This is a genomic window from Rhizobium binae (assembly GCF_017357225.1).
Taxonomy (GTDB): Bacteria; Pseudomonadota; Alphaproteobacteria; order Rhizobiales; family Rhizobiaceae; genus Rhizobium; species Rhizobium binae.
Window position 1 is genome coordinate 3,183,511 of the sequence record NZ_CP071604.1, and the last position, 23,919, is coordinate 3,207,429.

23 protein-coding genes are annotated in these 23,919 nt (G+C 61.0%); 16 read left to right on the plus strand and 7 right to left on the minus strand.

All coding sequences use genetic code 11. From position 1 onward, the window contains the following. Window positions 1–2: 2 nt before the first annotated feature. On the plus strand, window positions 3–1,349 hold the full coding sequence (locus J2J99_RS15655; protein WP_168297521.1) for a sigma-54-dependent transcriptional regulator: 1,347 nt from the start codon (window positions 3–5) through the stop codon (window positions 1,347–1,349). A gap of 1 nt (window position 1,350) precedes the next feature. On the opposite strand, the gene J2J99_RS15660 is transcribed toward J2J99_RS15655, so the two are convergent. Further along, window positions 1,351–1,818 carry an Lrp/AsnC family transcriptional regulator gene (locus tag J2J99_RS15660; protein ID WP_009992419.1) on the minus strand — a complete coding sequence of 156 codons (468 nt, stop codon included), beginning with the start codon at window positions 1,816–1,818 and terminating at the stop codon, window positions 1,351–1,353. Between the two features lie 231 nt (window positions 1,819–2,049). Here J2J99_RS15660 and trxB point away from each other — a divergent pair, with 231 nt between their 5' ends. The 5 genes from trxB to J2J99_RS15685 all read left to right on the plus strand — a co-directional run bounded on the left by trxB (window position 2,050) and on the right by J2J99_RS15685 (window position 6,927). After that, window positions 2,050–3,024 carry a thioredoxin-disulfide reductase gene (trxB, locus tag J2J99_RS15665; protein ID WP_168297522.1) on the plus strand — a complete coding sequence of 325 codons (975 nt, stop codon included), beginning with the start codon at window positions 2,050–2,052 and terminating at the stop codon, window positions 3,022–3,024. Between the two features lie 22 nt (window positions 3,025–3,046). Further along, window positions 3,047–3,943, plus strand: a complete 897-nt coding sequence (locus tag J2J99_RS15670; RefSeq protein WP_004671024.1) for a LysR family transcriptional regulator VtlR — start codon at window positions 3,047–3,049, stop codon at window positions 3,941–3,943. A gap of 563 nt (window positions 3,944–4,506) precedes the next feature. Beyond that, on the plus strand, window positions 4,507–4,800 hold the full coding sequence (locus J2J99_RS15675; protein ID WP_168297604.1) for an ArsR/SmtB family transcription factor: 294 nt from the start codon (window positions 4,507–4,509) through the stop codon (window positions 4,798–4,800). 124 nt (window positions 4,801–4,924) lie between these two features. Beyond that, window positions 4,925–6,049, plus strand: coding sequence for an alkene reductase (locus J2J99_RS15680; RefSeq protein ID WP_168297523.1), 1,125 nt, complete (start codon window positions 4,925–4,927; stop codon window positions 6,047–6,049). Between the two features lie 77 nt (window positions 6,050–6,126). After that, entirely contained in the window at window positions 6,127–6,927 is an 801-nt protein-coding gene (locus tag J2J99_RS15685) for an aminoglycoside phosphotransferase family protein (RefSeq protein WP_168297524.1), read from the plus strand. On the opposite strand, the gene J2J99_RS15690 is transcribed toward J2J99_RS15685, so the two are convergent. After that, window positions 6,924–7,949 carry an NAD-dependent epimerase/dehydratase family protein gene (locus J2J99_RS15690; RefSeq protein ID WP_168297525.1) on the minus strand — a complete coding sequence of 342 codons (1,026 nt, stop codon included), beginning with the start codon at window positions 7,947–7,949 and terminating at the stop codon, window positions 6,924–6,926. The genes J2J99_RS15685 and J2J99_RS15690 overlap by 4 nt on opposite strands. A gap of 92 nt (window positions 7,950–8,041) precedes the next feature. On the opposite strand from J2J99_RS15690, the gene J2J99_RS15695 reads away from it, so the two are divergent. After that, entirely contained in the window at window positions 8,042–8,947 is a 906-nt protein-coding gene (locus tag J2J99_RS15695; RefSeq protein WP_168297526.1) for a LysR family transcriptional regulator, read from the plus strand. A gap of 246 nt (window positions 8,948–9,193) precedes the next feature. Next, complete coding sequence (locus J2J99_RS15700) at window positions 9,194–9,709, plus strand: GrpB family protein (protein ID WP_168297527.1); 516 nt, start codon at window positions 9,194–9,196, stop codon at window positions 9,707–9,709. 2 nt (window positions 9,710–9,711) lie between these two features. On the opposite strand, the gene J2J99_RS15705 is transcribed toward J2J99_RS15700, so the two are convergent. Beyond that, window positions 9,712–9,993: a DUF2188 domain-containing protein gene (locus J2J99_RS15705; protein ID WP_004671042.1), complete on the minus strand. Its 282-nt coding sequence runs from the start codon at window positions 9,991–9,993 to the stop codon at window positions 9,712–9,714. A gap of 227 nt (window positions 9,994–10,220) precedes the next feature. Between J2J99_RS15705 and J2J99_RS15710 the strand changes: the two genes are divergently transcribed. Continuing rightward, window positions 10,221–11,318 carry a calcium:cation antiporter gene (locus J2J99_RS15710; protein WP_168297528.1) on the plus strand — a complete coding sequence of 366 codons (1,098 nt, stop codon included), beginning with the start codon at window positions 10,221–10,223 and terminating at the stop codon, window positions 11,316–11,318. 25 nt (window positions 11,319–11,343) lie between these two features. Here J2J99_RS15710 and J2J99_RS15715 read toward each other — a convergent pair whose 3' ends face one another. The 3 genes from J2J99_RS15715 to J2J99_RS15725 form a co-directional block, all read right to left on the minus strand. Then, window positions 11,344–12,213: a 3-deoxy-manno-octulosonate cytidylyltransferase gene (locus J2J99_RS15715; RefSeq protein WP_168297529.1), complete on the minus strand. Its 870-nt coding sequence runs from the start codon at window positions 12,211–12,213 to the stop codon at window positions 11,344–11,346. A 44-nt stretch (window positions 12,214–12,257) separates the two neighbouring features. Beyond that, window positions 12,258–13,160, minus strand: a complete 903-nt coding sequence (locus J2J99_RS15720; protein ID WP_168297530.1) for a glycosyltransferase family 8 protein — start codon at window positions 13,158–13,160, stop codon at window positions 12,258–12,260. Window positions 13,161–13,420: 260 nt separating this feature from the next. Then, window positions 13,421–14,623, minus strand: a complete 1,203-nt coding sequence (locus J2J99_RS15725) for a pyridoxal phosphate-dependent aminotransferase (RefSeq protein WP_168297531.1) — start codon at window positions 14,621–14,623, stop codon at window positions 13,421–13,423. A gap of 235 nt (window positions 14,624–14,858) precedes the next feature. Here J2J99_RS15725 and J2J99_RS15730 point away from each other — a divergent pair, with 235 nt between their 5' ends. From J2J99_RS15730 to J2J99_RS15745, 4 genes are all read left to right on the plus strand, one after another. Beyond that, on the plus strand, window positions 14,859–16,532 hold the full coding sequence (locus J2J99_RS15730) for an ArnT family glycosyltransferase (protein WP_168297532.1): 1,674 nt from the start codon (window positions 14,859–14,861) through the stop codon (window positions 16,530–16,532). Between the two features lie 234 nt (window positions 16,533–16,766). Beyond that, window positions 16,767–19,148, plus strand: a complete 2,382-nt coding sequence (locus J2J99_RS15735) for a marine proteobacterial sortase target protein (RefSeq protein WP_168297533.1) — start codon at window positions 16,767–16,769, stop codon at window positions 19,146–19,148. Next, window positions 19,138–19,911, plus strand: a complete 774-nt coding sequence (locus tag J2J99_RS15740; protein WP_168297534.1) for a class GN sortase — start codon at window positions 19,138–19,140, stop codon at window positions 19,909–19,911. Before J2J99_RS15735 ends, J2J99_RS15740 begins: the two co-directional genes overlap by 11 nt. A gap of 60 nt (window positions 19,912–19,971) precedes the next feature. Then, window positions 19,972–21,114: a PQQ-dependent sugar dehydrogenase gene (locus J2J99_RS15745; protein WP_168297535.1), complete on the plus strand. Its 1,143-nt coding sequence runs from the start codon at window positions 19,972–19,974 to the stop codon at window positions 21,112–21,114. Window positions 21,115–21,118: 4 nt separating this feature from the next. Here J2J99_RS15745 and J2J99_RS15750 read toward each other — a convergent pair whose 3' ends face one another. Continuing rightward, window positions 21,119–21,544, minus strand: coding sequence for a DUF3052 domain-containing protein (locus J2J99_RS15750; protein ID WP_168297536.1), 426 nt, complete (start codon window positions 21,542–21,544; stop codon window positions 21,119–21,121). Between the two features lie 125 nt (window positions 21,545–21,669). On the opposite strand from J2J99_RS15750, the gene J2J99_RS15755 reads away from it, so the two are divergent. The 3 genes from J2J99_RS15755 to J2J99_RS15765 all read left to right on the plus strand — a co-directional run bounded on the left by J2J99_RS15755 (window position 21,670) and on the right by J2J99_RS15765 (window position 23,872). Continuing rightward, window positions 21,670–22,560 (plus strand): DMT family transporter, encoded by an 891-nt coding sequence (locus tag J2J99_RS15755; protein ID WP_168297537.1) that lies wholly within the window; start codon window positions 21,670–21,672, stop codon window positions 22,558–22,560. A gap of 486 nt (window positions 22,561–23,046) precedes the next feature. Next, window positions 23,047–23,262 (plus strand): cold-shock protein, encoded by a 216-nt coding sequence (locus J2J99_RS15760; protein ID WP_003561293.1) that lies wholly within the window; start codon window positions 23,047–23,049, stop codon window positions 23,260–23,262. A gap of 148 nt (window positions 23,263–23,410) precedes the next feature. Continuing rightward, window positions 23,411–23,872, plus strand: coding sequence for a BA14K family protein (locus J2J99_RS15765; protein WP_168297538.1), 462 nt, complete (start codon window positions 23,411–23,413; stop codon window positions 23,870–23,872). Window positions 23,873–23,919 lie beyond the last annotated feature (47 nt).

Here is a 23,919-nt window from a genome sequence, read left to right on the forward strand (position 1 = left end):
TCATGGCCACACCGATGCCCGTTGCGCTGATCGATGACGACAGGGATCTGCGCCGTGCCACAGCCCAGACCCTCGAACTCGCCGGCTTCTCCGTCTCGGCCTATGACGGCGCGAAGGCCGCGCTGGCGGAACTAACGGCCGATTTTGCCGGCCCCGTTGTCACCGATATCCGCATGCCCGAGATCGACGGGCTGCAGCTGTTCGCCACGCTGAAGGGCATGGACGGCGACCTGCCGGTGATATTGATGACCGGCCACGGCGATATTCCGATGGCCGTTCAGGCCATCCAGGACGGCGCATATGATTTCATCGCCAAACCCTTCGCTGCCGATCGGCTCGTGCACAGCGTACGCCGCGCAGGCGAGAAGCGGCAGCTTGTTCTGGAAAACCGCGTGCTGCGCCGGGCCGCCGAAGATGCGCAGGAGACTTTGCCACTGATCGGCCAGACGCCTGCCATGGAAAACCTGAGGAAAATTCTGCGTCACATCGCCGATACCGATGTCGACGTGCTGATCGCCGGCGAAACCGGCAGCGGCAAGGAAGTCGTCGCCCAGATCCTGCATCAGTGGAGCCACCGCCGGAAGGGCAATTTCGTGGCGCTGAACTGCGGGGCGCTGCCTGAAACCGTCATCGAAAGCGAGCTGTTCGGCCACGAGGCCGGCGCCTTTACCGGCGCTCAGAAGCGCCGCACCGGCCGCATCGAACATGCAAGCGGCGGGACGCTTTTCCTCGACGAGATCGAAAGCATGCCTGTCGCCACGCAGGTCAAGATGCTGAGGGTGCTGGAGATGCGCGAGATCACCCCGCTCGGCACCAACGAGGTACGCCCGGTCGATCTGCGCGTCGTCGCGGCCGCCAAGATCGACCTTGGCGACCCCGAGGTGCGCGGCGATTTTCGTGAGGACCTCTATTACCGGCTGAATGTCGTGACGATTTCGATTCCGCCGCTGAGGGAACGCCGCGACGATATTCCGCTGCTGTTTTCCCACTTTTCCGCCCGCGCCGCCGAGCGCTTCCGCCGCGATGTGCCGCCGCTTTCGGAGGCGGTTCGCCACCACCTTGCCACCCATTCATGGCCCGGCAACGTACGCGAACTCTCCCATTATGCCGAACGCGTGGTGTTGGGCGTCGAAGGCGGCGCAGCCCCATCCCCTCCCCCGCAGCCGACCGGCGGCACGCTGCCTGAGCGGCTGGAACGCTACGAGGCGGAAATCATCCGCGACGCACTCGCCAGCAACGACGGCGACGTGCGCCGCACCATCGAGGCGCTCGGCATTCCGAGAAAGACGTTTTACGACAAGCTCCAGCGCCACAGCATCAACCGCGGCGGTTATGCCTCGCGTAAATAGCTCAGACTTCCACCAGCCCGAGCTTCTTCACCTGGCGGATCGTCAACATGGTGCGCACGGTATCGACATGTTCGTTCGCCGTCAGCACCTCGATGACGAAGTCCTGGAAGTGGGTCAGATTTTCCGCTACGCAATGCAGCAGGAAATCGCTGTCGCCCGAAACCATCCATGCCTGGCGCACCAGCGGCCATTCGGTGGTGGCGGCAGCGAAAGCCTTGAGATTGCCTTCCGACTGATGCTTGAGCCCGACCATGCAGAAGGCGACCAGATCGAAGCCGAGCTTCGGGCTGTTCAGCATGGCGTGATAGCCTTCGATGATGCCGGCTTCCTCCAGCTTGCGCACCCGGCGCAGGCAGGGCGGCGCCGAAATGCCGACGCGATCGGCGAGCTCGACATTGGTCATGCGGCCGTCGGCCTGCAGCTCGCGGAGGATCTTTATGTCGATGACGTCGAGTTCGGTGCGACCCACATCATGGCCTTTCTTTAATTCTCCGCGGCGAGCTTCTATATAAAGCGGCGGAATACGCAAGAAAGTTTCACGCTGATGACCGATTCTTGCACAACAGGGTAATTTGCCTTGTTGGTAACGCAAGGCTGCCCTTGAATAAAAGCATTGGTCGTTCATAAATGGCGCATGGACCGCGAAACGGCCGCATTCGCTATTTAGCCGCCGCCCTCCTGCCAGTCGAAAGGAAATGACATGCCCGCCCGCCACACCAAGGTGCTCATCATCGGTTCCGGACCCGCGGGCTATACCGCGGCGGTCTATGCCGCGCGCGCCATGCTGAAACCGGTGCTGATCGCCGGTCTCGAACAGGGCGGTCAGCTGATGATTACCACCGATGTCGAGAACTATCCGGGCTTCGCCGATCCGATCCAGGGTCCCTGGCTGATGGACCAGATGCTGCAGCAGGCAAAACATGTCGGCGCCGAGATCGTCAACGACCTCGTGACCGAGGTCGATCTGAACCAGCGTCCCTTCGTCGCCTGCACCGACAGCGGCCAGGTCTGGACCGCCGATACGCTGATCATCGCCACCGGCGCGAAAGCCAAGTGGCTCGGCATCGAAAGCGAACAGCATTTCCAGGGCTTCGGTGTTTCGGCCTGTGCCACCTGCGACGGCTTCTTCTACCGCAACAAGGATGTGATCGTCGTCGGCGGCGGCAACAGCGCCGTCGAAGAGGCGCTCTACCTCTCCAATATTGCCAAGTCGGTCACTCTCGTCCATCGCCGCGATACCTTCCGCGCCGAGAAAATCCTGCAGGAACGCCTGTTCGCCAAGGAAAACGTCAAGGTGCTATGGAATACCGAAGTGGCCGAAATAACCGGCATGCCGGCCAAGCCCCCGATGCCGCAATCCGTCTCCGGCGCCCGCCTGCGGGACGTCAGAACCGGCGCGATCACCGAGATGGCGATCGACGGCGTCTTCGTCGCCATCGGTCACGCGCCGGCAACCGAGCTCTTCAAGGACAAGCTGAAGCTGAAGGGTAACGGCTACCTCTGGACCGCGCCGGATTCGACCGCGACCAGCCTCGAGGGTGTCTACGCCGCCGGCGACGTGACCGACGACACGTTCCGTCAGGCCGTCACCGCCGCCGGCATGGGGTGCATGGCAGCTCTCGAAGCCGAGCGATATCTGACGGGCCACATGCCCGTCGCCGTGGCCGCGGAGTAAGATCGGCATGAGAGGCGGGGGAATGCCACTGGATTGGGACAAGCTGCGTATTTTCCACGCAGCTGCCGAGGCGGGTTCATTCACGCATGCGGCGGATAAACTGCATCTGTCTCAATCCGCCATCAGCCGCCAGGTGAGCGCGCTGGAGCAGGATGTCGGCACCAAGCTGTTTCACCGCCATGCGCGCGGCCTGATCCTGACGGAACAGGGCGAACTACTGTACCGCACCGCCCATGACGTGCTGCTGAAGCTCGAAACCGTGAAGATGCAGCTCACCGAGACGACCGAGACGCCGTCCGGAAAGCTGCGTGTGACGACGACTGTCGGCCTCGGCCAGGGCTGGCTGACCGACAAGATCCAGGAATTCCTGCAGCTTTATCCCGATGTGCAGATCCAGCTCATCCTCGACAACGAGGAAGTGGATGTGAACATGCGCCATGCCGACTGCGCAATCCGCCTGCGTCAGCCGCAGCAATCCGACCTCATCCAGCGCAAACTCTTCACCGTGCACATGCATGTCTATGCGGCGCCCTCCTATATCAATCGTCATGGCGAACCGCAGAAGATCGAAGATCTCGACAATCACCGCATCATCACCTTCGGAGAGCCGGCGCCGAGCTACCTGCTCGACGTCAACTGGCTCGAAGTCGCCGGCCGTTCGTCCGACAACAAACGCATCCCGCATCTGCAGATCAACAGCCAGACCTCGATCAAGCGCGCCTGCCTGCTCGGAATCGGCGTCGCCTGCCTGCCCGACTACATCGTCGGCCGCGACCCCGGCCTGATTCAGCTGGCGATCAATGCCGATGTCCCCTCTTTTGACACCTATTTCTGCTACCCTGACGAGATCAAGAACGCCGCCAAGCTGAAGGCCTTCCGCGATTTCATCGTCAGCAAGGCCAGAAACTGGAACTTTTGAGCCAATCTTGAACCAGTTTTATGGAATGATTTCCATACTATGCAGAGAGCGCATGACTGGCATGCACAAATGTGGGTTGCCGTTTGCCCATTAAACCACCATATCGCACATAGCTGATGCACATGGTGGCTTTTCCTCCCAGTTCCACCGCATTGGCTGTTCCCCTCTGGAGGTTTTTGACCTTCACAATTATAAGGGCCCTGGTTTTCCAGCGGCCCTCTTTTTTTGCTTTTGCTCACCGAGAAATGCCGCATCGCAAAAAAATTGTGCGGCGCATAGCAGGCATGCACAAAAAAGCATTGAAACCTGCCTAAGGAAGCACCATATCCCCCTCAGCTGATGCATTTCGTGGTTTCTCTCCCAGTACCACCGCATTGGCTGTTCCCCTCTGGAGGTTTTTGACCTTCACAATTATAAGGGCCCTGGTTTTCCGGTGGCCCTCTTTTTTTGCCCAAATTTTGCGCACCCAGCGACAGGCTGCACCTCACGTCTCCGTGATTTGCATATCGACCAGCATCGATCCATATATCGAGAAAATACGATTTATGGATCGACAAACCGCGATGGACAAAGACGAGATCATCAAGGCGCTCGCGCATCCCACCCGGATGGCCATTCTGAGCTGGCTGAAAAATCCCGAGCAACATTTTCTCACGCAGGAACATCCATTCGAAATGGGGGTTTGCGCCAGTCAATTCGAACGGTGCGGCCTGTCGCAATCGACGGTTTCTGCCCATCTCGGGACACTGCACCGCGCCGGTCTCGTCACCACCAGACGCGTGGGACAGTGGATCTTCTACAAGCGCAACGAGGACACCATCGCAGCCTTCCTCAAGCAGCTGACACAGGATCTGTAAAATGCCCGCCGCAGCCCTGGTTGCCCTGATCGGCCTGGACGCAACGGCGCTCGACCATCTCTCCGCCAGGGCCCGGGCCGCCCTTGCCCCTGCTGAGTGATCCCCCGCAAAAGAAAGGACCATCATGGCCAAGCTTTTCAAACCCACCAAGGTTGGCGACATCACCGTCAAGAACCGCATCGTCATGGCGCCGCTCACCCGCAACCGCTCGCCGGGCGCGATCCCCAACGACCTCAACGTCGAATATTACCGCCAGCGCGCCACGGCAGGGCTGATCATCACAGAGGCGACTGCGATCACCCATCAAGGCCAGGGTTATGCCGACGTGCCCGGTCTTTATAGCAAGGAAGCGCTTGAAGGCTGGAAGCGTGTGACCGACGCGGTTCACGCCGCCGGCGGCAAGATCGTCGTTCAGATGTGGCATGTCGGCCGAATTTCGCACACGACCCTGCAGCCGGATGGCGGCAAGCCGGTCTCCTCGACCAATCGCGTCGCCACGGCCAAGACCTATCTGGTCAACGCCGACGGCAGCGGCAGCTTCGCCGATACCTCAGAACCGCGCGCGCTCGAAATCGCCGAAATCCCTGGGATCGTCGAGGATTACCGCAAGGCTGCCCGCGCCGCCATCGACGCTGGCTTTGACGGTGTCGAGATCCATGGCGCCAACGGCTATCTGCTCGACCAGTTCATTCGTGACGGCGTCAATGACCGCACCGACCGATATGGCGGCTCGATCGAGAACCGCACGCGGCTCGTCTTTGAAGTCGTGGATGCCGTCGTGAGGGAAATCGGTGCCGGCCGCACCGCAATCCGCATTTCGCCGGTGACTCCATCGGGCGAGAGCTACGATTCCAATCCGCAGGCCACCTTCACCCATGTGGTCGAGGGACTGGCCAAATACGACCTCGCCTATATCCACGTCATCGAAGGCCAGACCGGCGGCGACCGTGATTACCAGCAGGGCGACAATCCTCCCTTTGACTACAAGGCGCTGCGCCAAGCCTATCAAACGGCCGGCGGCAAAGCCAACTGGATGGTCAATAACGGCTATGACCGCGACCTAGCGGTCGATGCCGTCGAAAGCGGCCGCGCCGATCTCGTCGCCTTCGGCAAGCCCTTCATCGCCAATCCCGACCTCGTCGAACGGCTGGCGAAGAACTTGCCGCTCAACACGCCCGACCAGTCCACCTTCTACGGCGGCGGCGCCAAGGGTTACATCGACTATTCCCTTGTCGAGAAGGTCGCCTGAGCCCTTCGGATCCGAATTGGGAAATCCCGCCGAGAGGCGGGATTTCCATTTCCGCTGCATCTTTGTAGGTTGTCGCCATGTTCGCTCCCTATCTCGACCGCTGGTCGCTCATATCAGACGGCGAGCCGATCCTCACGCATTCGAGCCGCCTGCTGCCGGTCCTCTGGCAGGAAAGGCCCGCGATGCTGAAGGTGGCGACCGATAAAACCGAACGATATGGCGCGCTGTTGATGCAATGGTGGGACGGCGACGGCGCGGCCCATGTCTACGCCCATGAGGGCGACGCCGTGCTTCTGGAACGGGCGACCGGAAAACGCTCGCTGCTTGCCATGGCGATGAAAGACGAAGACGACGAGGCAAGCCGCATCCTCTGCCGGACGGCCGCGAGGCTGCACGCGCCGCGGCAAAAGCCGCTTCCCGACCCGATACCACTCACCCGCTGGTTCCGAGAACTGGCACCGACGGCCGATAAAGTTGGCGGCACATTTGCCGATTGCTCGACGGTCGCCAATGCCCTTCTTTCCGACCCGCGGGATGTGACGATCCTCCACGGCGACATTCACCACGGCAATATTCTCGATTTCGAGACGCGCGGCTGGCTGGCGATCGATCCGAAGCGCCTTCATGGCGAACGCGGCTTTGATTTCGCCAATATTTTCGCCAACCAGGAACTGCCTGTCATCACCGATCTCACCCGTTTCCGCCGCCAGCTCCCCATCGTCTCGATGGAAGCGAGGCTGGAGCCGAAGCGGCTTTTACAGTGGATCGCCGCCTATTCCGGCCTTTCCGCCGCCTGGTTTTTCGGAGATGCAAACACGCCTCAGGTCGAGACGGCCCTGACGGTCGCCCGGCTCGCTCTTTCCGAACTTGTGGCTTAACGTCCATCCTCCAGAGAATGCCCGATAAGGGCAGGCACCGTCTGACGGTGCTGCGGTTCGGACAGGCAGCCGAGCGCCACGAGCGTCGCCTTGACGGCCTCGTCGATCGGTGTGTGCGGTTCTTTTCCCAGTTCAGCCGTCAGTCTGGTGTTCGACATCCGCAACGGCACCTTCCACAGATAGCGCATCTCCTTGATCTCCCGCATCATGGGAAGGAAGGGCGCTGCGAGCGGCACGATCCACCAAGGAAAACGCCCGATCTTCGCCTTGCCGCCGGCAACGCGCCTGATCGCTTCTGCCATCTGCATTCCGTCGGCATCCCAGAACCCGTCCATGTGATAGACCGCAAAGGACGGCAGCCGATCAGCCCGTTCGATGAACTGCACCATGGTTTCCGCCATGTCGGGCAAGTAGGTCCACTGATGACCGACGCCCCGCCGTCCAGGGTTCTTGATCGTGGCGACGGGCTTGCCCGGCGTCACGAGGCCGGAGGAGAACCAGCTGTTGGCAGTGGCGCCCGGACCGAAGAAATCGCCGGCGCGGACGATGATGACGCCGATGCCGGCTTGCGCCGCCGCCTTCAACCGTTCTTCCATCTCGACCCGGATGGCGCCTTTCCGGGTCACCGGATGCTGCGGGCTCTCCTCCGTCGGCATCGGCAGGGCATCGGGACCGAAATTATAGACGTTGCCGGGCAGCACGATGCGCGCGCCGACAGCGCGAGCAGCGGCAATGCTATTGTCGAGCATCGGCAGCACCAGCCTGTCCCAGTCGCGGTAGCCCGGCGGATTGACGGCATGAACAATTAACCCGACGCCCTCGGCCGCCTTCAGAACATCGCCGGCATTCATCGCATCGCCCTGTACCCATTCGAAAGCCGGCTCTTTCCCCATCGCCCGTTGCGCATCACGGTTCAGCGCACGAATCCGCCAGCCACGCCCCAACAGCTTTCGCGCAACCGCGCCACCAATCCCACCGGTCGCGCCGAGAACAAGGGCGGTCATTTCTATCTCTCTGCTCATCACATGCTCTCCTTCGTTTGCATGAAATGAATATGCTCCGCTCTCAGATAAACGAAATTGACGAAATGAGTGCATCCAATATACAAAAATATATGGACTCCGAACCTAGCTGGGATTTCTATCGCAGTTTTCTCACCGTGCTCCGGCACGGATCGCTTTCGGCCGCCGCCCGCGAGCTGGGGTTGACGCAGCCGACCATTGGCCGCCATGTCGATGCCCTGGAACTGGCGATCGGCGCCGAGCTCTTCACCCGATCGCCGAACGGTCTGCTGCCGACCGACGCGGCACTGGCGCTGAAGCCTTATGCCGAGACGCTGGCGGCAACCACGGCCGCACTTTTGCGCACCGCATCCAGCCAACGCGAACGCGTCGCCGGAACGATCAGGATCAGCGCCAGCGAGGTCATCGCCGTCGAAGTGCTGCCTGCGATTCTCGGGCCGCTTCAGGACGCCCATCCCGAGCTCCAGATCGAGCTTTCGGCTTCCGATGCGGTCGAGGATCTGGTGAACCGCGAGGCCGACATCGCCGTGCGCATGGCCGAACCGCAACAGGATGCACTCGTCGTGCGCCGCATCGGCGATATCCCGCTGGGCTTCCACGCCCATCGCCGCTATCTCGAACGATATGGCATTCCGCAAAGCGTGGCAGATCTCGCCAATCATCGGCTTATCGGCTTTGACCGGCAGACCGCCTATGTCCGCCTGGTGATGAAGCGCTATCCGGTGCCCGATGGCATCAAATTCGCCTACAGGACTGACAGCAATCTTGCCCAGCTTGCCGCGATCCGCGCCGGCGTCGGCATCGGCCTCTGCCAGATCGGGCTTGCACGGGAGAATCCTGACCTCGTGCACCTCCTGGCCGATGCTTTCAACATCCCGCTCGGCACGTGGGTGGCGATGCACGAGAGCCTGAAATCGTCGCCACGCTGCCGCGTCACTTTCGACGCGCTGGTCAACGGCCTGCAGGATTACTATCGGTACTCGACTAGAACAGGATGATTTTAGGCCCGGTCGGCCTAAGATCTGAATCCTGTTCTATTTCGTCCGAAAACCGCTCACACTTTTCGGCATCATGCTTCAGCGGATAGTCGCAAATCGCAATCGATTTCCGAAGGGAATCATGCACAATTCAATGCATCCGGCGGTCCCCACCGCGATGTGGCGTCACTTTATACCTTTGTTTTTCATGGCTTCCTGACACCAGCCGCATCACCATTTTGCTGAACTTGCTCTAACAGGATAAAGATGACACCTCACAATCCGGTGGAACTGGTGCCTTACGATCCGCAGTGGCCGGCGGATTTTCGGCGCATCCGCAGCCGATTGCTCACCTGGCTGCCGCAGGCGCTGTGCATCGAACATATCGGCAGCACGTCGATACCGGGCATGACCGCCAAGCCTCTCATCGATATCGACATCGTCCTTCCCGGCCTCGAGCATATCGCAGATGCCACAGCGTTGCTTCTAGCGGAAGGCTATGAACCGCGCGGCAATCGCTATGACGACGAGGTCTGGGCGTTTTTATCGAGAGGTTCGGTACCGGCGGAGCGTGTCTATCTTTGCCCGGCCGGCAACGGCACGCATCGAAACAGGCTGGCTTTCCGGGATTATCTCATCGCGCATCCGAAGTCGGCGAGCGAGTATGCCGCGCTGAAACGCAGACTGGCAGCCGAGTTCAGGACGGACGGCGATCGCTATACCGCGCAGAAGCGTCAATTTGTCGACACGATCGTTGCGCGGGCATTGAAGGGCAATGCTTAGCGTCATGCGCCGTGCGGGGCTCCGGCCGCGCGATCCTGCCACAGGCCGTCCACCACTTCCGTCTCCGGCCGGTCTCCGCCCTCGGCGTATTCCTCATGCCACTTGCCGTTTTCATCCTGCCAGCTGATCTCGGCGGAATCGCCGCCGACTTGCTGTTCGGCCGCAACAATACGCGCAGCTTCAAGCGCCTCGGCATGGCTCGGAAACGCTTCGGAATAGACGCCTCCCAACCTGTAGGCCCAGCCGCCGTCATGCGGCACGACTTCGTAGACCACCTTGATCATGCATCCGTCTCCTCATTTTTTGCGCATACACACGCTTCCGGACAGGATCCGGATCATCGCGACCGCTTGACGAGAATACGAGGATGCCGCGATCTGCTTTCCGGCCCCGATTGCGGTCAGTATTCCATTAAACGCCGAAGACTGCAAATAGCAGTGCGCCGTGGCGCGCTTCCCATCCGGAATCAGTGACTTAGTTAAGAGGCATGGACCGGAACCGGAGCTGAAACTTGGCCATCACTTCACGCTTTAAAGAGGAAAAATATCTGGTCGCCGCACTTGCCGTTGCGGCGATCGCCTATGTCCTGGAGCATACTGTGCTCGAAATGGGACGCGGTGTCGCGCTGCTTGCCGCCGCTGCCTTGGTCGGCACCATCGTGCTTGCGTCGATCCGCGTCGCCCATCACGCCGAACTGCTCGCCGTCAAGGTCGGCGATCCCTACGGCACGATGATCCTGACACTCTCAGCGCTCGCCGTCGAAGTCATCATCCTCGCCATCATGATGACTGGCGAGAGTTCTCCGACGCTGGTGCGGGACACGATCTATTCGGCCCTGATGCTCGACATCAACGGCATTCTCGGCCTCGCCGCCCTTCTCGGCGGCCTCAAGCACGGCGAGCAGCCCTATAACGACAATTCGGGCAAGACCTACGGCGTGATGATCCTCACCGCCATGGGCATTTCGATGATCGTGCCGGAATTCGTGCCTAGGGATAGGTGGCACTACTATTCCGCCTTCACCATCGTCGCGATGATTGCGCTTTACGGCCTCTTCCTGCGCATGCAGGTCGGGCAGCACAGCTATTTCTTCAGTTACAGCTACCCGCGATCCGAGCGGAAGAAGGAAAGTCACGGCGAACGCGGCAGCGAGGCGTCGGCCGCGGTCTCGATCATGACGATCCTCGCAGGCGTCGTCATCATCGGCCTGTTGGCGGAGTTCATGTCGGTTTTTATGGCTGAGGGCCTGCGCGATAGCGGCGTCCCGATCGCGGTATCCGCGGTCGTCGTCGCGGCGATTTCAGCCGCACCCGAGATTCTGACTGCCTTGAGAGCAGCACTGAGGAACCGCATGCAGGCGACGGTCAACATCGCCATGGGCGCCTCGCTGTCGACGGTAATCCTGACGGTACCCGTCATGGAGGCGATCGCGCTCTACACCGGCCAGCCCTTCATCATGGCGATGACCCCGGTGCAGACGGTGATGGTCGCGATCACGCTGATTGCCGCGGCAATCAATCTCAACGACGGCGAGACCAACGCCATCGAGGGCATGACGCATTTCATCCTGTTTTCCACCTTCGTCATGCTGACGGCGCTGGGGCTTTGAAGACAGAACAACGCGGTGAAGCAGCTTATCCCTTCGACTTTTCGAGGAAGCGCTCTTTACGGGTTTTCGGCTTGAAGCGCCGGAAGAAGTTTTCAACGGCGCGAATGGATTTGGTGACCGACATCAGCCTGTCGATCTGGCCGTTGGCATTGTGGAGCCGTTCGGACAAGACTTCGGCCGCCGTCATCGCGATCTCGATCGGCGGGACGTCAGGAAACCTTTTGGCCAGCGCCGAATAGGGGCTGGCATCGACGCCGCCCATCATCGAGATCGAGCCCATTCTGGCAAAAAGTCGCAGGAAGATCTGTTCGAACGTCCAATCGTGCACGTCGAAGACCTTCCACTTCTCGCTTCTCTTGGCCGAAAAGCCGGCAAGCAGGATCTTGCCCGGCAGCTTCAGATCGGCAAGCCAGAGCGCCATCGCAAAGCCGCTGGTGGCGATCCTGCCCGCCGGGTAGAGATCGCCAAGCATTTGCGTCAAGTCGAGGTGGCGGGCCTTGGCGTCCTTGAAGCGGCTTTCCTCGCTGAAGTTTTCCTCCGGGGAGACGCGAATATTGATCACACCCAGGAAGTCATCGCCGGCAAAGAAGCGCAGAACATCGCCCACCTCGCGCCGGTGGACGATATTGGCGCCCATCACGCCGCTGCGGACAACCAGCACCGCATGGCCGGCGAAGGGCTCGTCGAGCACCTTGTAAACCTTGTTGAAGAAGACATAGAGCGCCGTCTCCGGCAACTCGCTTCGCAGCCGCTCAAGATCGACCGCTTCGCTATTCGCCACAAGCACGATATGGGAATAGCGCGACAGCAGCGCCTTCCACCCTTCCGGTGCCAACAGATTCAATCCGCCATCTTCGGCGGCCGTAGTCCTGATATCGCTCGGAATTGATTCCATGGCTCACATGCACTTTCCAAGGACGATGCGCTCGCGGCGTATCACTAGCTGTTGCTGAAATAGGCGCGCATCCGTGCAAGCCGCGTCAGCCCGCCGATCTGCTTTCCCACATGAGAGAAGAAACCGGCAACTCGGCCCGCCGCCGACGGCTGTCTGCAGAAGGAGACCCACGGCGTGTTGCGGAGATCCACAGCATAACGCTCGGCCATCCGACGGTGCACCCAGGGAACGGTCGCCTGCCACGGTTTCTTGCGGCCGGTGAAATGGAGGATCGCCGGCCTGGCGATGAACGGCAGCAGTCCCGTCTGCGTGTTCCAACGCGGATCGAGCGCCAGCCAGTCGCCGTCGAATGTGACGTTCAACGCATCCTGGTCGTTGTTCTCGAACAGATGCGAGCGCTCCTCGAAGATTTCCCGGGTCCTGGCAAAAAGCCCCTTCGCCCGGCAGACCGACCAGTCGAACAGCAATACGCCGGCGTTGAAGTAGCGCCCGCCGCTCATGCCGATCTTTCGCTGCCGTGCGCCGGCTTTCTCCGGGAAGGCCATGACATAGTCGTCGACCGCGGCAAGCGCCTTGCCCTGGAGGTTCCGCGCGAAAAGTTCATCGACAGACGCCACCGCCAGTACATCGGCGTCGAGGTAAAGCAGGCGCTCGATATTTTTGGGAATTTGCAGATCCATATAGAGCCGCGCCAGCGTGGCCGCCGACCAACGGCCGCGCGCCTGGCGCGCCGTATCCGGCGTCGCATAAGGCAGCACATTGATTGTCATGCCATGCAGTCGCGCGAAATTTTCGACCTCGGTGACCTCGTTCGGCTTCAGGTCGATGCCGAGAAGCAGAAACTCCACACCGGGAATGTCGAGATTGCGCTTGACGGAAAGCAGGGTGCAGCAGGCAGCCGGCAGCATGTTAACGTCAGAACAGACGATGACGGCACTCTGTTGCAAAATCCGGTCTCCGAAAGCGGCAGCTTGAACTTGATGCCGGGATATCTAGTTGGTTTGGCGGCCGCCCGCAACCTGAGTTCACCCGCGCCGCCTGCGCTCCCCGTCACGATTTGAATCGGAATTCAACGACTTGCGCGGCAAAGCGGAATCGATTCCGCAAGGTCTTCAATCAGGATGTGAGCCTATAGCCGCATCGTCAACGCGCCAACAAAAAGCCCGCCGTCGCCGGCGGGCTTTCGATCGATGTTATCGCAACCGGCTTACTTGCAGGCGGCGCAGAAGCGCTGGATACGGCGGCAGGCTTCCTCGAGCAAATCCTCCGACGTTGCGTAGGAGATGCGGAAGTTCGGACCGAGGCCGAAGGCCGAACCGTGAACGACGGCCACTCCTTCCGATTCCAGAAGCTCGGAGACGAAATCCTCATCTGACTCGATGACCTTGCCGGAGGGTGCGGTCTTGCCGATCAAGCCCTTGCAGGACGGATAGACGTAGAAGGCGCCTTCCGGAACCGGGCAAACGATGCCCTTGGCCTGGTTCAGCATGGAGACGACGAGATCGCGGCGGCCCTCGAAGATCTTCTTGTTGGCGGGAATGAAGTCCTGCGTGCCGTTCAGCGCCTCGACGGCCGCCCACTGGGCGATCGAGGTGGCGCCTGAAGTCTGCTGGCCCTGGATCATATCCATCGCCTTGATGAGCTGGATCGGGCCGGCCGCATAGCCAATACGCCAGCCGGTCATGGCATAGGCCTTGGAGACGCCGTTCATCGTCAGCGTGCGGTCATAGAGCTTGGGCTCGACTTCGACAGGCGTGACGAACTTGAAGTCGCCATAGGTCAGGTGCTCGTACATGTCGTCAGTCAGCACCCAGACATGCGGATGCTTCATCAGCACGTCGGTCAGCGCTTTCAGTTCGGCATGCGTATAGGCAGCCCCCGTCGGGTTGGACGGCGAGTTGAAGATGAACCACTTGGTCTTCGGCGTGATCGCCTTTTCGAGATCGGCGGCCTGAAGCTTGAAATTGTGCTCCTGGGTCGCGGAAACGAAAACCGGCGTGCCGCCGCAGAGCGCCACCATTTCAGGATAGGACACCCAGTAGGGCGCCGGGACAATGACTTCGTCGCCGGGGTTCAGCGTCGCCATGAAGGCGTTGAACAGGATCTGCTTGCCGCCGGTGCCGACGATCGTCTGCTCCCAGGAATATTCCAGACCGTTCTCGCGCTTGAACTTGGCGGCGATCGCCTTGCGCAGTTCGGGAATGCCGGAAACCGGCGTGTACTTCGTCTCGCCGCGGTTGATCGCGTCGATGGCGGCCTTCTTGATATTCTCGGGCGTATCGAAATCCGGCTCGCCGGCGCCGAGGCCGATGACGTCGCGTCCTTTTGCTTTCAGCTCGCGCGCTTTCTGGGAGACGGCGATTGTGGCTGAAGGCTTCACACGGGAAAGAGCATCGGCAAGGAAGGCCATGATATCGGTCCTAATGGTTGAAACGGGCAGAAAGCCGGGACCGGAGTTCTGCGGTTAGCTCTATGTCCAATGTATGACGGCATTTCAAGCGCAAAGGCGTGATGGGGGCAATGATTCTTATTGATCCTTCGGCCATAAGGGCTAGCCGGGCTTGATGACAATTATGCAAGAGGATTAGAGTCAATACTCAATTTGGATGAATTGCTTTTCAAGCCGCTGCTGATGAACTGCCGCCATGACAAAGCCGCCCCGCAAGCCCTCCACGCCACTGCGTCTCGCGCCGGACGACCTGGAATTGAATCGGTCCAAAAGTCGGCAGGACCCGCAGGACACGATCGACCGGGAAACGGCTGCTCGCAGCTACCTCAACCTCGACACGGCGATCCTGCTGGGAATTCTGCTTATCGCGGTGGTCTTGAGGTTCCACAAGATCACCTTGCCGCTTGTCGACGGCTTCAGCTGGCGCGAGACAAGCACGGCTATGATGGCCGACAATTTCCAGCAGCGCAGTTGGAACATCTTCTTTCCGGAGGTCAGCTGGACCGGGCCCGGACCAGGTTATCAGGGCCGCGAGTTCCAGATCGTCAGCTATATCACTGCCCTGCTCTACCAACTCTTCGGCTGGCACGACTGGTTCGGCCGTGTGGTTGCAGCCCTTTTCGGGCTGGTGACGGTGTTCTCGCTGCACAGGCTGACAGCGCTGTGCTGGGGTGAGAGGCATGCCCATGCGGCGGCGCTCGCCTACGCGCTGATGCCGGCGGCGATCATGATCGACAGCTCGTTTCTTCCCGATCCCGCCATGCTGGCCTTGGTCACTCTTGGTATCTGGCTGTTCGTCAAATTCTGGGCCAGCGGTAGCAACTGGCTCCTGCCGCTCGCCACGGCCAGCTTCTCGCTCGGCGCGCTGTCAAAGCCGCCGGGCATCGCTGCCGGCGCCGTCATCTTTTACCTGATGGTCTGCTGGATCCTGGAGAAGAAGTGGAAACCGGCGCGCTTAGTCTTCCTGTCGGGGCTTTTGAGCCTGGCCATTATCGGCGCTTATTTCAGCTGGGCGATCTATCTTGCCCGCAGCTATCCGCCGTTCCATTTCGCCGGCAGCGGCGGCTATATCTGGGATTACGGCGTCTGGTCATACGTCAAGGACAGGTTCTACTTCCAATCCGCATGGAACACTTCCGTCCTGTGGTTCTATGGCTATCCCTTCATGCTGCTGTTCGCGGTCGGATTGTGGATGCCGCCCAAACCCGCCGAAGATCCGAAGCAACGTGTTCTTTCGGCCATTCCCTATGTGTGGCTGGCTGCCGCATTGATTCTTTATCTGACGGCGGCGGGCGAGATCACCGCGAATGTGTGGAACTTCCACATCTTCCATGTGCCGGTCGCGATATTCTGCGGCCATGGCGCGCTTCTTCTGGCAACGCTTGCATCGAGAACCTTTTTAACGCCGGCGGTGGTGCTTCGTTTGATCTGCATCGTGGCCGTAGCGCTCGGCTGGTCGACCCTTCCGCTCGTCAGGACCATGAAGAAACCAATCGCGATGAAGGGCAAGCTGCTTGGCGAGGAACTGGCACGGCTGAGGCAACCGGGCGACCTCGTCGTCGCCATCGCGCCCGAAGTCGGCGATCCCGTCGCAGTCTACTACAGCAGGGCGCGCGGCTGGGTGTTCCCACCCGGCGGAGGCGATACGGAGTGGTCGAAATTCGTCGCCGATGACGCCACCGCGATCGCACAGCTCGAGGAACTGCGCGCGCAGGGGGCGGATCTGTTCGGCGTGACCAAGAACGCCACAGACAAGCAGGACCTGCTGTTCGTCGAGCATCATAAGGGCGTGATCGACTATCTGGACAGGACCGCAACCAAGCTTACCGATTCAGACGATTTGCTGGTCTACAGGATCACCCGCCCATGAAAGCCGCGACAGAGAGGCATGCTCTGTGACCCTTTTCACCACCGGCACTTTCGCGGTGGCGACGATCGCGTTTTCGTCGCCTAAATCTTTTGAAATCAGACAGATCGGCGGGTTTCGTCATCGCCACGAATAAGCCGCAACAAATGCCGCACACCGCCGCAATTCGGTCGCGAGCGCGCCGAGATCGAAGCCTCATCATTGCGTTATCCAAAATTGGTTATTGAGGGTACGCCAATGTTTCTGGAAGATGAGCTCGCCATCGGGCGCATCCGCATGCGCCGGATTTCCATTTCATTTCTTGTCGCCGCCACCGCCTTTGTCGCCTGCCTCGCAGCCATACTCGGGCTTGCCTCCGCCGCCCGTGCCGAGGCGCAGCAGACATCCGGCCAGCTCGCGGCCCTTGTGCGGCCGAACGACGTCAATAGCGGTTCGCTGCTCTTCCCGTCGAAAGAGCCCGGCTTTTATGTCGAGGCGCCGCGGCTGAAGACCGACGTCGCCATCGATGTCTCCGGCCCGCTCGCCAGGGTGAAGGTGACGCAGCGCTTCCAGAACCCAAGCCAGGGCTGGGTCGAGGGAACTTACGTCTTCCCATTGCCTGAGAATTCTGCCGTCGACGCGCTGAAGATGCAGGTCGGCGAACGCTTCATCGAAGGCCAGATAAAGCCGCGCCAGGAAGCCCGGGAGATCTACGAGCAGGCCAAGGCCGAAGGCAAGAAGACGGCGCTGCTCGAACAGCAGCGGCCGAACATTTTTACCAATCAGGTCGCCAATATCGGCCCCGGCGAAGAGATCGTCGTACAGATCGAATACCAGCAGAGCGTCCAGCAGTCGGGCGGCGAGTTTTCGCTGCGCTTTCCGATGGTGGTGGCGCCGCGCTACAATCCGGCGCCGATCGTCCAGACCGTCGAATTCAACAACGGCGCCGGCTTCGCCACGCCGCGCGATCGGGTGGAAGATCGTGAGAAGATCGAATCCCCTGTGCTCGATCCGCGCGAGAATGCCAAAATCAACCCGGTCTCGCTGACCGTCGACCTCAAGGCCGGCTTTCCGCTCGGCGACGTCCAATCGTCCTTCCATGCGGTTGATATCCGGCGGGACGGCGACGAGGCGAGAACCATCGGCTTGAAGGGGGATTCCGTCCCCGCCGACAAGGATTTCGAACTAACCTGGAAGGCCGCTCCCGGCAAGACGCCGAGCGCTGGGCTCTTTCGCGAGGTGAAGGACGGCAAGACCTATCTCCTCGCTTTCGTCACCCCGCCGACGGCGCCGGACGCGGCAGCGCCGGCAAAACGCGAGGTGGTCTTCGTCATCGACAATTCCGGCTCCATGTCAGGCCAATCGATCGAGCAGGCAAGACAAAGCCTGGCGCTCGCCATCTCCAGATTGAACCCGGACGACCGCTTCAACGTCATCCGTTTCGACGACACGATGACCGACTATTTCAACGGCCTCGTCGCCGCCACCCCTGATAACCGCGAGAAGGCCATCGCCTATGTCAGGGGTCTGACCGCCGACGGCGGCACGGAAATGCTGCCCGCCCTTGAGGATGCGCTGCGCAACCAGGGACCAGTCGCAGGCGGAGCGCTACGCCAGGTCGTGTTCCTGACAGACGGAGCGATCGGCAACGAACAGCAGCTCTTCCAGGAAATCAGCGCGAACCGCGGCGATGCCCGCGTCTTCACCGTCGGCATCGGCTCGGCGCCGAACACTTATTTCATGACCAAGGCCGCCGAGATCGGCCGCGGCACTTTCACCGCAATTGGCTCGACCGACCAGGTGGCAAGCTGCATGGGCGAGCTTTTTGCCAAGTTGCAGAACCCAGCCATGACCGATATCGCTGCCACCTTCGAAGGCACCCAGGCCGAGGACATCACGCCGGACCCGATGCCGGATCTTTATAGCGGCGAGCCCGTCGTGCTGACCGCGGAGCTGCCGCGGGACAAGCCCGCCGGCAAGCTGCAGATCGTCGGCAATACGGGCAACCAGCCCTGGCGTATCGAGATCGATATCGCTCACGCCGCCGACGGCAACGGCATCTCCAAGCTCTGGGCGCGGCGCAAGATCGACGATTTCGAAGCCCGCGCCTATCAACGCCAGGATCCTGCCGCACTCGACAAGGATATCGAGACGGTGGCGCTGGCCCACCACCTGGTTTCCCGCGTCACCAGCCTCGTCGCCGTCGACGTCACCCCGTCGCGACCGGCAAACGAGCCGCTCGGGGCGGCGAAGCTGCCGCTCAACCTGCCCGACGGTTGGGATTTCGGGAAGGTGTTCGGCGAAAATGCTGCGCCGCTTGGCGGCGGGCAAGACCATGGCTCGACCACGCCGACGGAGGCTTCCGGATCGCAGCAGGCTACCGCCGTCATCCAGGGGCGCCGCGCAACGCCCGAGATCGCGAACCTGATGGCCGCAGCGCCGACCGCGAAAGCCGCCACCATGATCGCGCAGAAGACATCGACCGTGAACCTGCCGCAGACGGCGACCCGCGCCGACAAACAGATCATCCGCGGGCTTACCATGCTGATCTTGGCGCTGACGGCGGCAAGCGGACTAGCCGTCTGGCGCCGTCGTCTCAAAGGCGTCTTCACCGTCGGAGGCAGGCGCAATGGCCGCTAGTCGCCCTGCCCGCGGGAAACAGGAGGCGGCGGAATTCGAGCCGCTTCCGAGCTACCTGGAACTCGCCATGGCCGCGGCCACAGCTCACGACAGACCGAAGATGCGCCAGAAGAAGGGCTTCTTCCTCTGGCGTCTTTCGTCGATCGAAAAGGCGATCGCCATTGGAATTGCCGGCCTTGCGCTCTACGGCCTGGCCCTGATCGGCGACGGTTTCCTGCTGAAGGCGAAGGCAGACCTTTCCCAGGTCCTGCTGAAACGCGCCTTCTCTGCCGAACTGCGGGGCGAAGCGACGAAACCCTGGCCCTGGGCGGACTTCACCACGGAAGCCAAGGTGCGCGCACCGCGTCTCGGAGAGGAGGCAATCGTGCTTTCCGGCGCTTCCGGCGAAGCCCTCGCCTTTGGTCCTGCCTGGCTCGCCAATACGCCGCAGCCAGGCGATGAAGGCACCGCGGTGATCGCCGCCCATCGCGATACTCACTTTCGCTGGCTGCAATATATAAAACCGGGCGACGCCATCGAAGTCACCCGCCGCAACGGCAAAGTCCTGACCTTCAAGGCCGGCGAAGGCCGCATCGCTCCCTGGGATGCCAGCGGCATCGATCCCGCCTCCGACGGCCGCCACTTGGTGCTGACCACCTGCTGGCCCTTCGACGCGACCGAACGCGGGCCGTTGCGCTACATCCTCGAAGCCGAACTTGTCGATAGCGAGGCCACAGGTTCCGTTCAACCGGCAAACACAAAGCCGTTATTGCAGGTGGAATGAGGGTTGAAGCCCTCCCCTGTCCGCTCCAGCTTTGAGGCTTAAGAGACGACAGGGAATAAGATGAAGAGACTGCCCGCCTTCCATTTCGCCACAGCCCTTATTTTGTGCGGCGCCGCATCGGCTGATGCCGCCGATACCGTCAACACGCAGGGCCCCACGGTCCGTGTCGAAAAGCTCACCGACGGGCTCGACCATCCGTGGGCAGTCGAGGTCCTGACCGACGGCGCCTATCTCGTCACCGAGCGGCCGGGCCGAATGCGTGTCATCCGCGACGGCAAGGCCTCCGACCCGATCGCCGGCATACCCAAGGTCAGCGCCCGCGGCCAGGGCGGGCTGATGGATGTGGCGCTCGCGCCGGATTTTGCGACATCGAGAAAGCTCTATTTCACCGCCGCCGTTGCCAATGCCAAGGGTTCCGGCACCGAAGTCTTCAGCGCCACGCTGTCCCGTGACGAAAAGCGACTCGACGCCGTCACACCTGTTTTCACCATGCGGCGCTTTACCTCGGGCGACATTCAGTACGGCTCGCGCATCGCCATCGCGACCGATGGCACGCTCTTTATCAGCGTCGGCGACCGCGGCGACCGCAATCGCTCGCAGGACTGGCAGGACGACGCCGGCTCGATTATCCATATCAATGCCGACGGCAGCATTCCCGCCGACAATCCGTTCAAGAACGGCGGCAAGGCGCTGCCGGAAATCTGGTCGAAAGGCCATCGCAACCCGCAGGGCATCACCTTCGACATCAAGGACGGCAAGCTCTATACCGTCGAACACGGTGCGCGCGGCGGCGACGAGATCAATGAGCCCGAAGCGGGCAAGAATTACGGCTGGCCGATCATCACCTATGGCCGCGACTATTCCGGCGCCGAGATCGGCGAAGGCACCGCCAAGAAAGGTCTGGAACAGCCACTGTATTACTGGGATCCGTCGATCGCGCCGGGCGCGATCGCCGTCTATCGCGGCGCCATGTTTCCGGAGTGGGACGGCAATTTCATCGTCGCGGCGCTGAAGTTCCAGTTGCTCTCGCGCATGCAGCGCGACGACAGCGGCGCCTTCGTCGCCGAAGAACGCCTGTTCGAAGGCGAGTACGGCCGCATCCGCGACGTCGTCGTCGCGCCCGATGGCGCGCTGCTGATGGTGACCGATGAAGATAACGGATCGCTGCTCAGAGTTTCGCGCGCTGGGGCCGATAACGGATGACAGATCATAACGCCGCGCGCAGCTCCTTGCGGATGACGAATTTCAGCCCGGACCAGATCGCGTCGATGGCGCAAACCTTGACGTCGACGAGACCGGTCGGAAGGAGGATCTCCCGCAGCACATCCTCGATGACATCGGTCGGCACCCGCGAACTCTTTTTCGGCCAGGAGATCCAGAGCATGCCGTCCGGCTTGAGAACATCGAAGAGCTTAGTCGCGACAGCCTCCAGCGCCGCCCGTTCGGTCACAAACAGATGCACATAGTCGAATTCTCGCCGAGGTGTTTCAGGAAGCGCGCGGACCACCGAAGTGAAACCGTCGAAACCATTGATGTCGCCGATCGTTTCCGGAACGTCGAGAAGTGCGGACGCCTGCCCACGCGCGAGCCCAAGCTTCGTCGCGAGCGGCGTGCCGGAATAGCCTGCTGTCATATTGCTCGCCTTTCCATGTGTCGCATGCCTTCACCCGCCGACCGGGATGAAGTCTTCATCCTTGCCGAAAGGAAACGCAACTGCTAACCGCATAACTCATATTTCCCTGCACCATCGAGGCCGACATGACGCGCGTCCAGGCGAACCTCCTTCTGTTGCTTGCAGCCGCCATTTGGGGCGGCGGCTTCGTCGCGCAGTCGACGGCGATGAAGGCGATCGGCCCCTTCTGGTTCATCGGCCTGCGTTTTGCCGTCGCCACATTTGCCGTACTGCCTTTCGTCCTTTTCGAAGCACGCAAGACCAAGGCGAAGACAAGCAAGCGGCATGCGGGACTCTACGTGCTGACTGGCCTTGCCCTTTTCGCCGGCGCCGCCACGCAACAGGTGGGATTGCAGACGACGACGGTGACGAATTCAAGCTTCATCACCGGTCTCTATGTCGTCTTCGTGCCGCTGATCGCCGTGCTCTTCCTGCGCCGTGCCCCGCATTGGATCATCTGGCCGGGCGCTCTGATGGCTGTCGCGGGCATTTACCTCCTGTCCGGCGGTCATCTCTCAGCGCTGACGTCGGGCGATCTGCTGACCGTCGTCTGCGCCATCTTCTGGTCGATTCAGATCACTCTTGCCGGCACGACGGTTTGCGAGACCGCAAGGCCTCTCGCGCTTTCCGCCACGCAATTCGCCGTCACCGCGATCTGCGCGCTGGCAATTGCGACCGTCGCCGAACCGGTCAGTCTTTCGTCCGTATGGGCAGCAGCCCCGCAGATCCTCTATGTCGGCATCTTCTCCTCGGGGCTGGCCTTCGTGCTGCAGGTGATCGGCCAGCGCTACACGACGCCCTCGCAGGCGGCGATCTTCCTCTCTTCCGAAGCTCTCTTCGGCGCATCGCTCGCAGCGCTGCTGCTCGGAGAGTCGATGTCGGCGACGGGCTATACAGGTTGTGCGCTAATGTTTATCGCTATGCTTGTAGTCGAATTCGTGCCGAGCTTCGCCCGCCGGGGCCTGCGGGCCGCCTGAACACGCGTCCAAATATGGTTGGATGGCCGGTCTAAAAAAAAATTCACGGAACCGCAAAGACGCGCTCACGTTGCATTCTTGGCAAAATCTGCCCGAAATTTATATTGCAGACGATACAAAACGTTAATCATGCTCGTTCAGCGAAGGAAATTTTGCGTTTTTGAGCAAAATGGCCCTTGGCGGGAGTGTGCCCTGAACGACACGTTAAAAAACTTTTGCTTGCCAAAATCCCGGAAACGCCGCACTCTCGCCTCGTTCGGGCATTTTGCGAGCATGGGAAGTCCTTAAGTATTTGCGCGCCGGAAACGCTAATATTCCGGTCAGCCGGTTCCGAAAAAGGCAGGCGAAAGTCCTGTCTGGGGCAGGCCGAGGTAGAGGGGACCTTTTTCTCACATTTCAAGAATTGCCTGCCAACACCTCCCGCAAGGAGGCAATGCTATGATGCTGCCCGTGTGGATGGCGGGCAGAGAGAAAAGGACCTGACGCATGGCCGAGACTGGCACTGTAAAATTCTTCAATACCGACAAAGGCTTCGGCTTCATCAAGCCGGACCGGGGCGGCGCCGATATCTTCGTTCACATTTCTGCCGTCCAGGCCTCCGGGCTGGCCGGTCTGACGGAAAACCAGAAGGTAAGCTTCGACACGGAGCCGGATCGCCGCGGCAAGGGCCCCAAGGCCGTCAATCTGCAGATTGCGGGCTGAACCCTTAACAAGGCCGTCGAATTTCGAGTTGAAGCCCGGCAGCAATGCCGGGTTTTATCATTCAGCCTTCGTTCAGCTAGCGGGCTGTACGTCTAGCATCATCGAGAAAGGAACCGGGGTTCGGTTCCCGGGATTAGGATTTATGCTGATGAACAGGCTCGCAAAAACTCTCCTGCTGACGGCAACGGCTGCTGCACTTACCCTTTCTGCCATCGGCGAGGCATCGGCTGGCGATCGCCATTGGCACCATCATAACAACAATGACGCCCTCGTTGGCGGCGCCGTTGGCCTCGCCACCGGCCTGATCGTCGGCTCGGCTATCGCCAATGCCAATAACGGCCCTGTTTACGATGAACCCCGCTACATCGACCCGCCCTACCAGCCCGGCTATTACGAGCCCGCTCCGGTCTATCGCGCCCCGCGTCGCGTCTATGTCGAGCAGCCGCAATATGTCGAAGAGCCGCGATATTATGCGCCGGTCCGCACCGCCGTGGAGCCCTGGTCGCCGCAGTGGGAGCGTTATTGCTCTTACCGCTACCGCTCCTTCGACCCGCGCAGCGGCACTTATATCGGCAATGACGGCCGCAGCCATTTCTGCACCGCCGGCTGATCTTCCGACAATTCATCATAAAGCGCCGCTCCTGGGCGGCGCTTTTG

Coding starts and splice junctions, on each gene's coding strand:
- J2J99_RS15655 (WP_168297521.1), top strand. CDS start 3: ATGGCCACACCGATGCCCGTTGCGCTGATCGATGACGACAGGGATCTG.
- trxB (WP_168297522.1), top strand. CDS start 2,050: ATGCCCGCCCGCCACACCAAGGTGCTCATCATCGGTTCCGGACCCGCG.
- J2J99_RS15670 (WP_004671024.1), top strand. CDS start 3,047: ATGCCACTGGATTGGGACAAGCTGCGTATTTTCCACGCAGCTGCCGAG.
- J2J99_RS15675 (WP_168297604.1), top strand. CDS start 4,507: ATGGACAAAGACGAGATCATCAAGGCGCTCGCGCATCCCACCCGGATG.
- J2J99_RS15680 (WP_168297523.1), top strand. CDS start 4,925: ATGGCCAAGCTTTTCAAACCCACCAAGGTTGGCGACATCACCGTCAAG.
- J2J99_RS15685 (WP_168297524.1), top strand. CDS start 6,127: ATGTTCGCTCCCTATCTCGACCGCTGGTCGCTCATATCAGACGGCGAG.
- J2J99_RS15690 (WP_168297525.1), bottom strand. CDS start 7,949: ATGAGCAGAGAGATAGAAATGACCGCCCTTGTTCTCGGCGCGACCGGT.
- J2J99_RS15695 (WP_168297526.1), top strand. CDS start 8,042: ATGGACTCCGAACCTAGCTGGGATTTCTATCGCAGTTTTCTCACCGTG.
- J2J99_RS15700 (WP_168297527.1), top strand. CDS start 9,194: ATGACACCTCACAATCCGGTGGAACTGGTGCCTTACGATCCGCAGTGG.
- J2J99_RS15705 (WP_004671042.1), bottom strand. CDS start 9,993: ATGATCAAGGTGGTCTACGAAGTCGTGCCGCATGACGGCGGCTGGGCC.
- J2J99_RS15715 (WP_168297529.1), bottom strand. CDS start 12,213: ATGGAATCAATTCCGAGCGATATCAGGACTACGGCCGCCGAAGATGGC.
- J2J99_RS15725 (WP_168297531.1), bottom strand. CDS start 14,623: ATGGCCTTCCTTGCCGATGCTCTTTCCCGTGTGAAGCCTTCAGCCACA.
- J2J99_RS15730 (WP_168297532.1), top strand. CDS start 14,859: ATGACAAAGCCGCCCCGCAAGCCCTCCACGCCACTGCGTCTCGCGCCG.
- J2J99_RS15735 (WP_168297533.1), top strand. CDS start 16,767: ATGTTTCTGGAAGATGAGCTCGCCATCGGGCGCATCCGCATGCGCCGG.
- J2J99_RS15740 (WP_168297534.1), top strand. CDS start 19,138: ATGGCCGCTAGTCGCCCTGCCCGCGGGAAACAGGAGGCGGCGGAATTC.
- J2J99_RS15745 (WP_168297535.1), top strand. CDS start 19,972: ATGAAGAGACTGCCCGCCTTCCATTTCGCCACAGCCCTTATTTTGTGC.
- J2J99_RS15750 (WP_168297536.1), bottom strand. CDS start 21,544: ATGACAGCAGGCTATTCCGGCACGCCGCTCGCGACGAAGCTTGGGCTC.
- J2J99_RS15755 (WP_168297537.1), top strand. CDS start 21,670: ATGACGCGCGTCCAGGCGAACCTCCTTCTGTTGCTTGCAGCCGCCATT.
- J2J99_RS15760 (WP_003561293.1), top strand. CDS start 23,047: ATGGCCGAGACTGGCACTGTAAAATTCTTCAATACCGACAAAGGCTTC.
- J2J99_RS15765 (WP_168297538.1), top strand. CDS start 23,411: ATGAACAGGCTCGCAAAAACTCTCCTGCTGACGGCAACGGCTGCTGCA.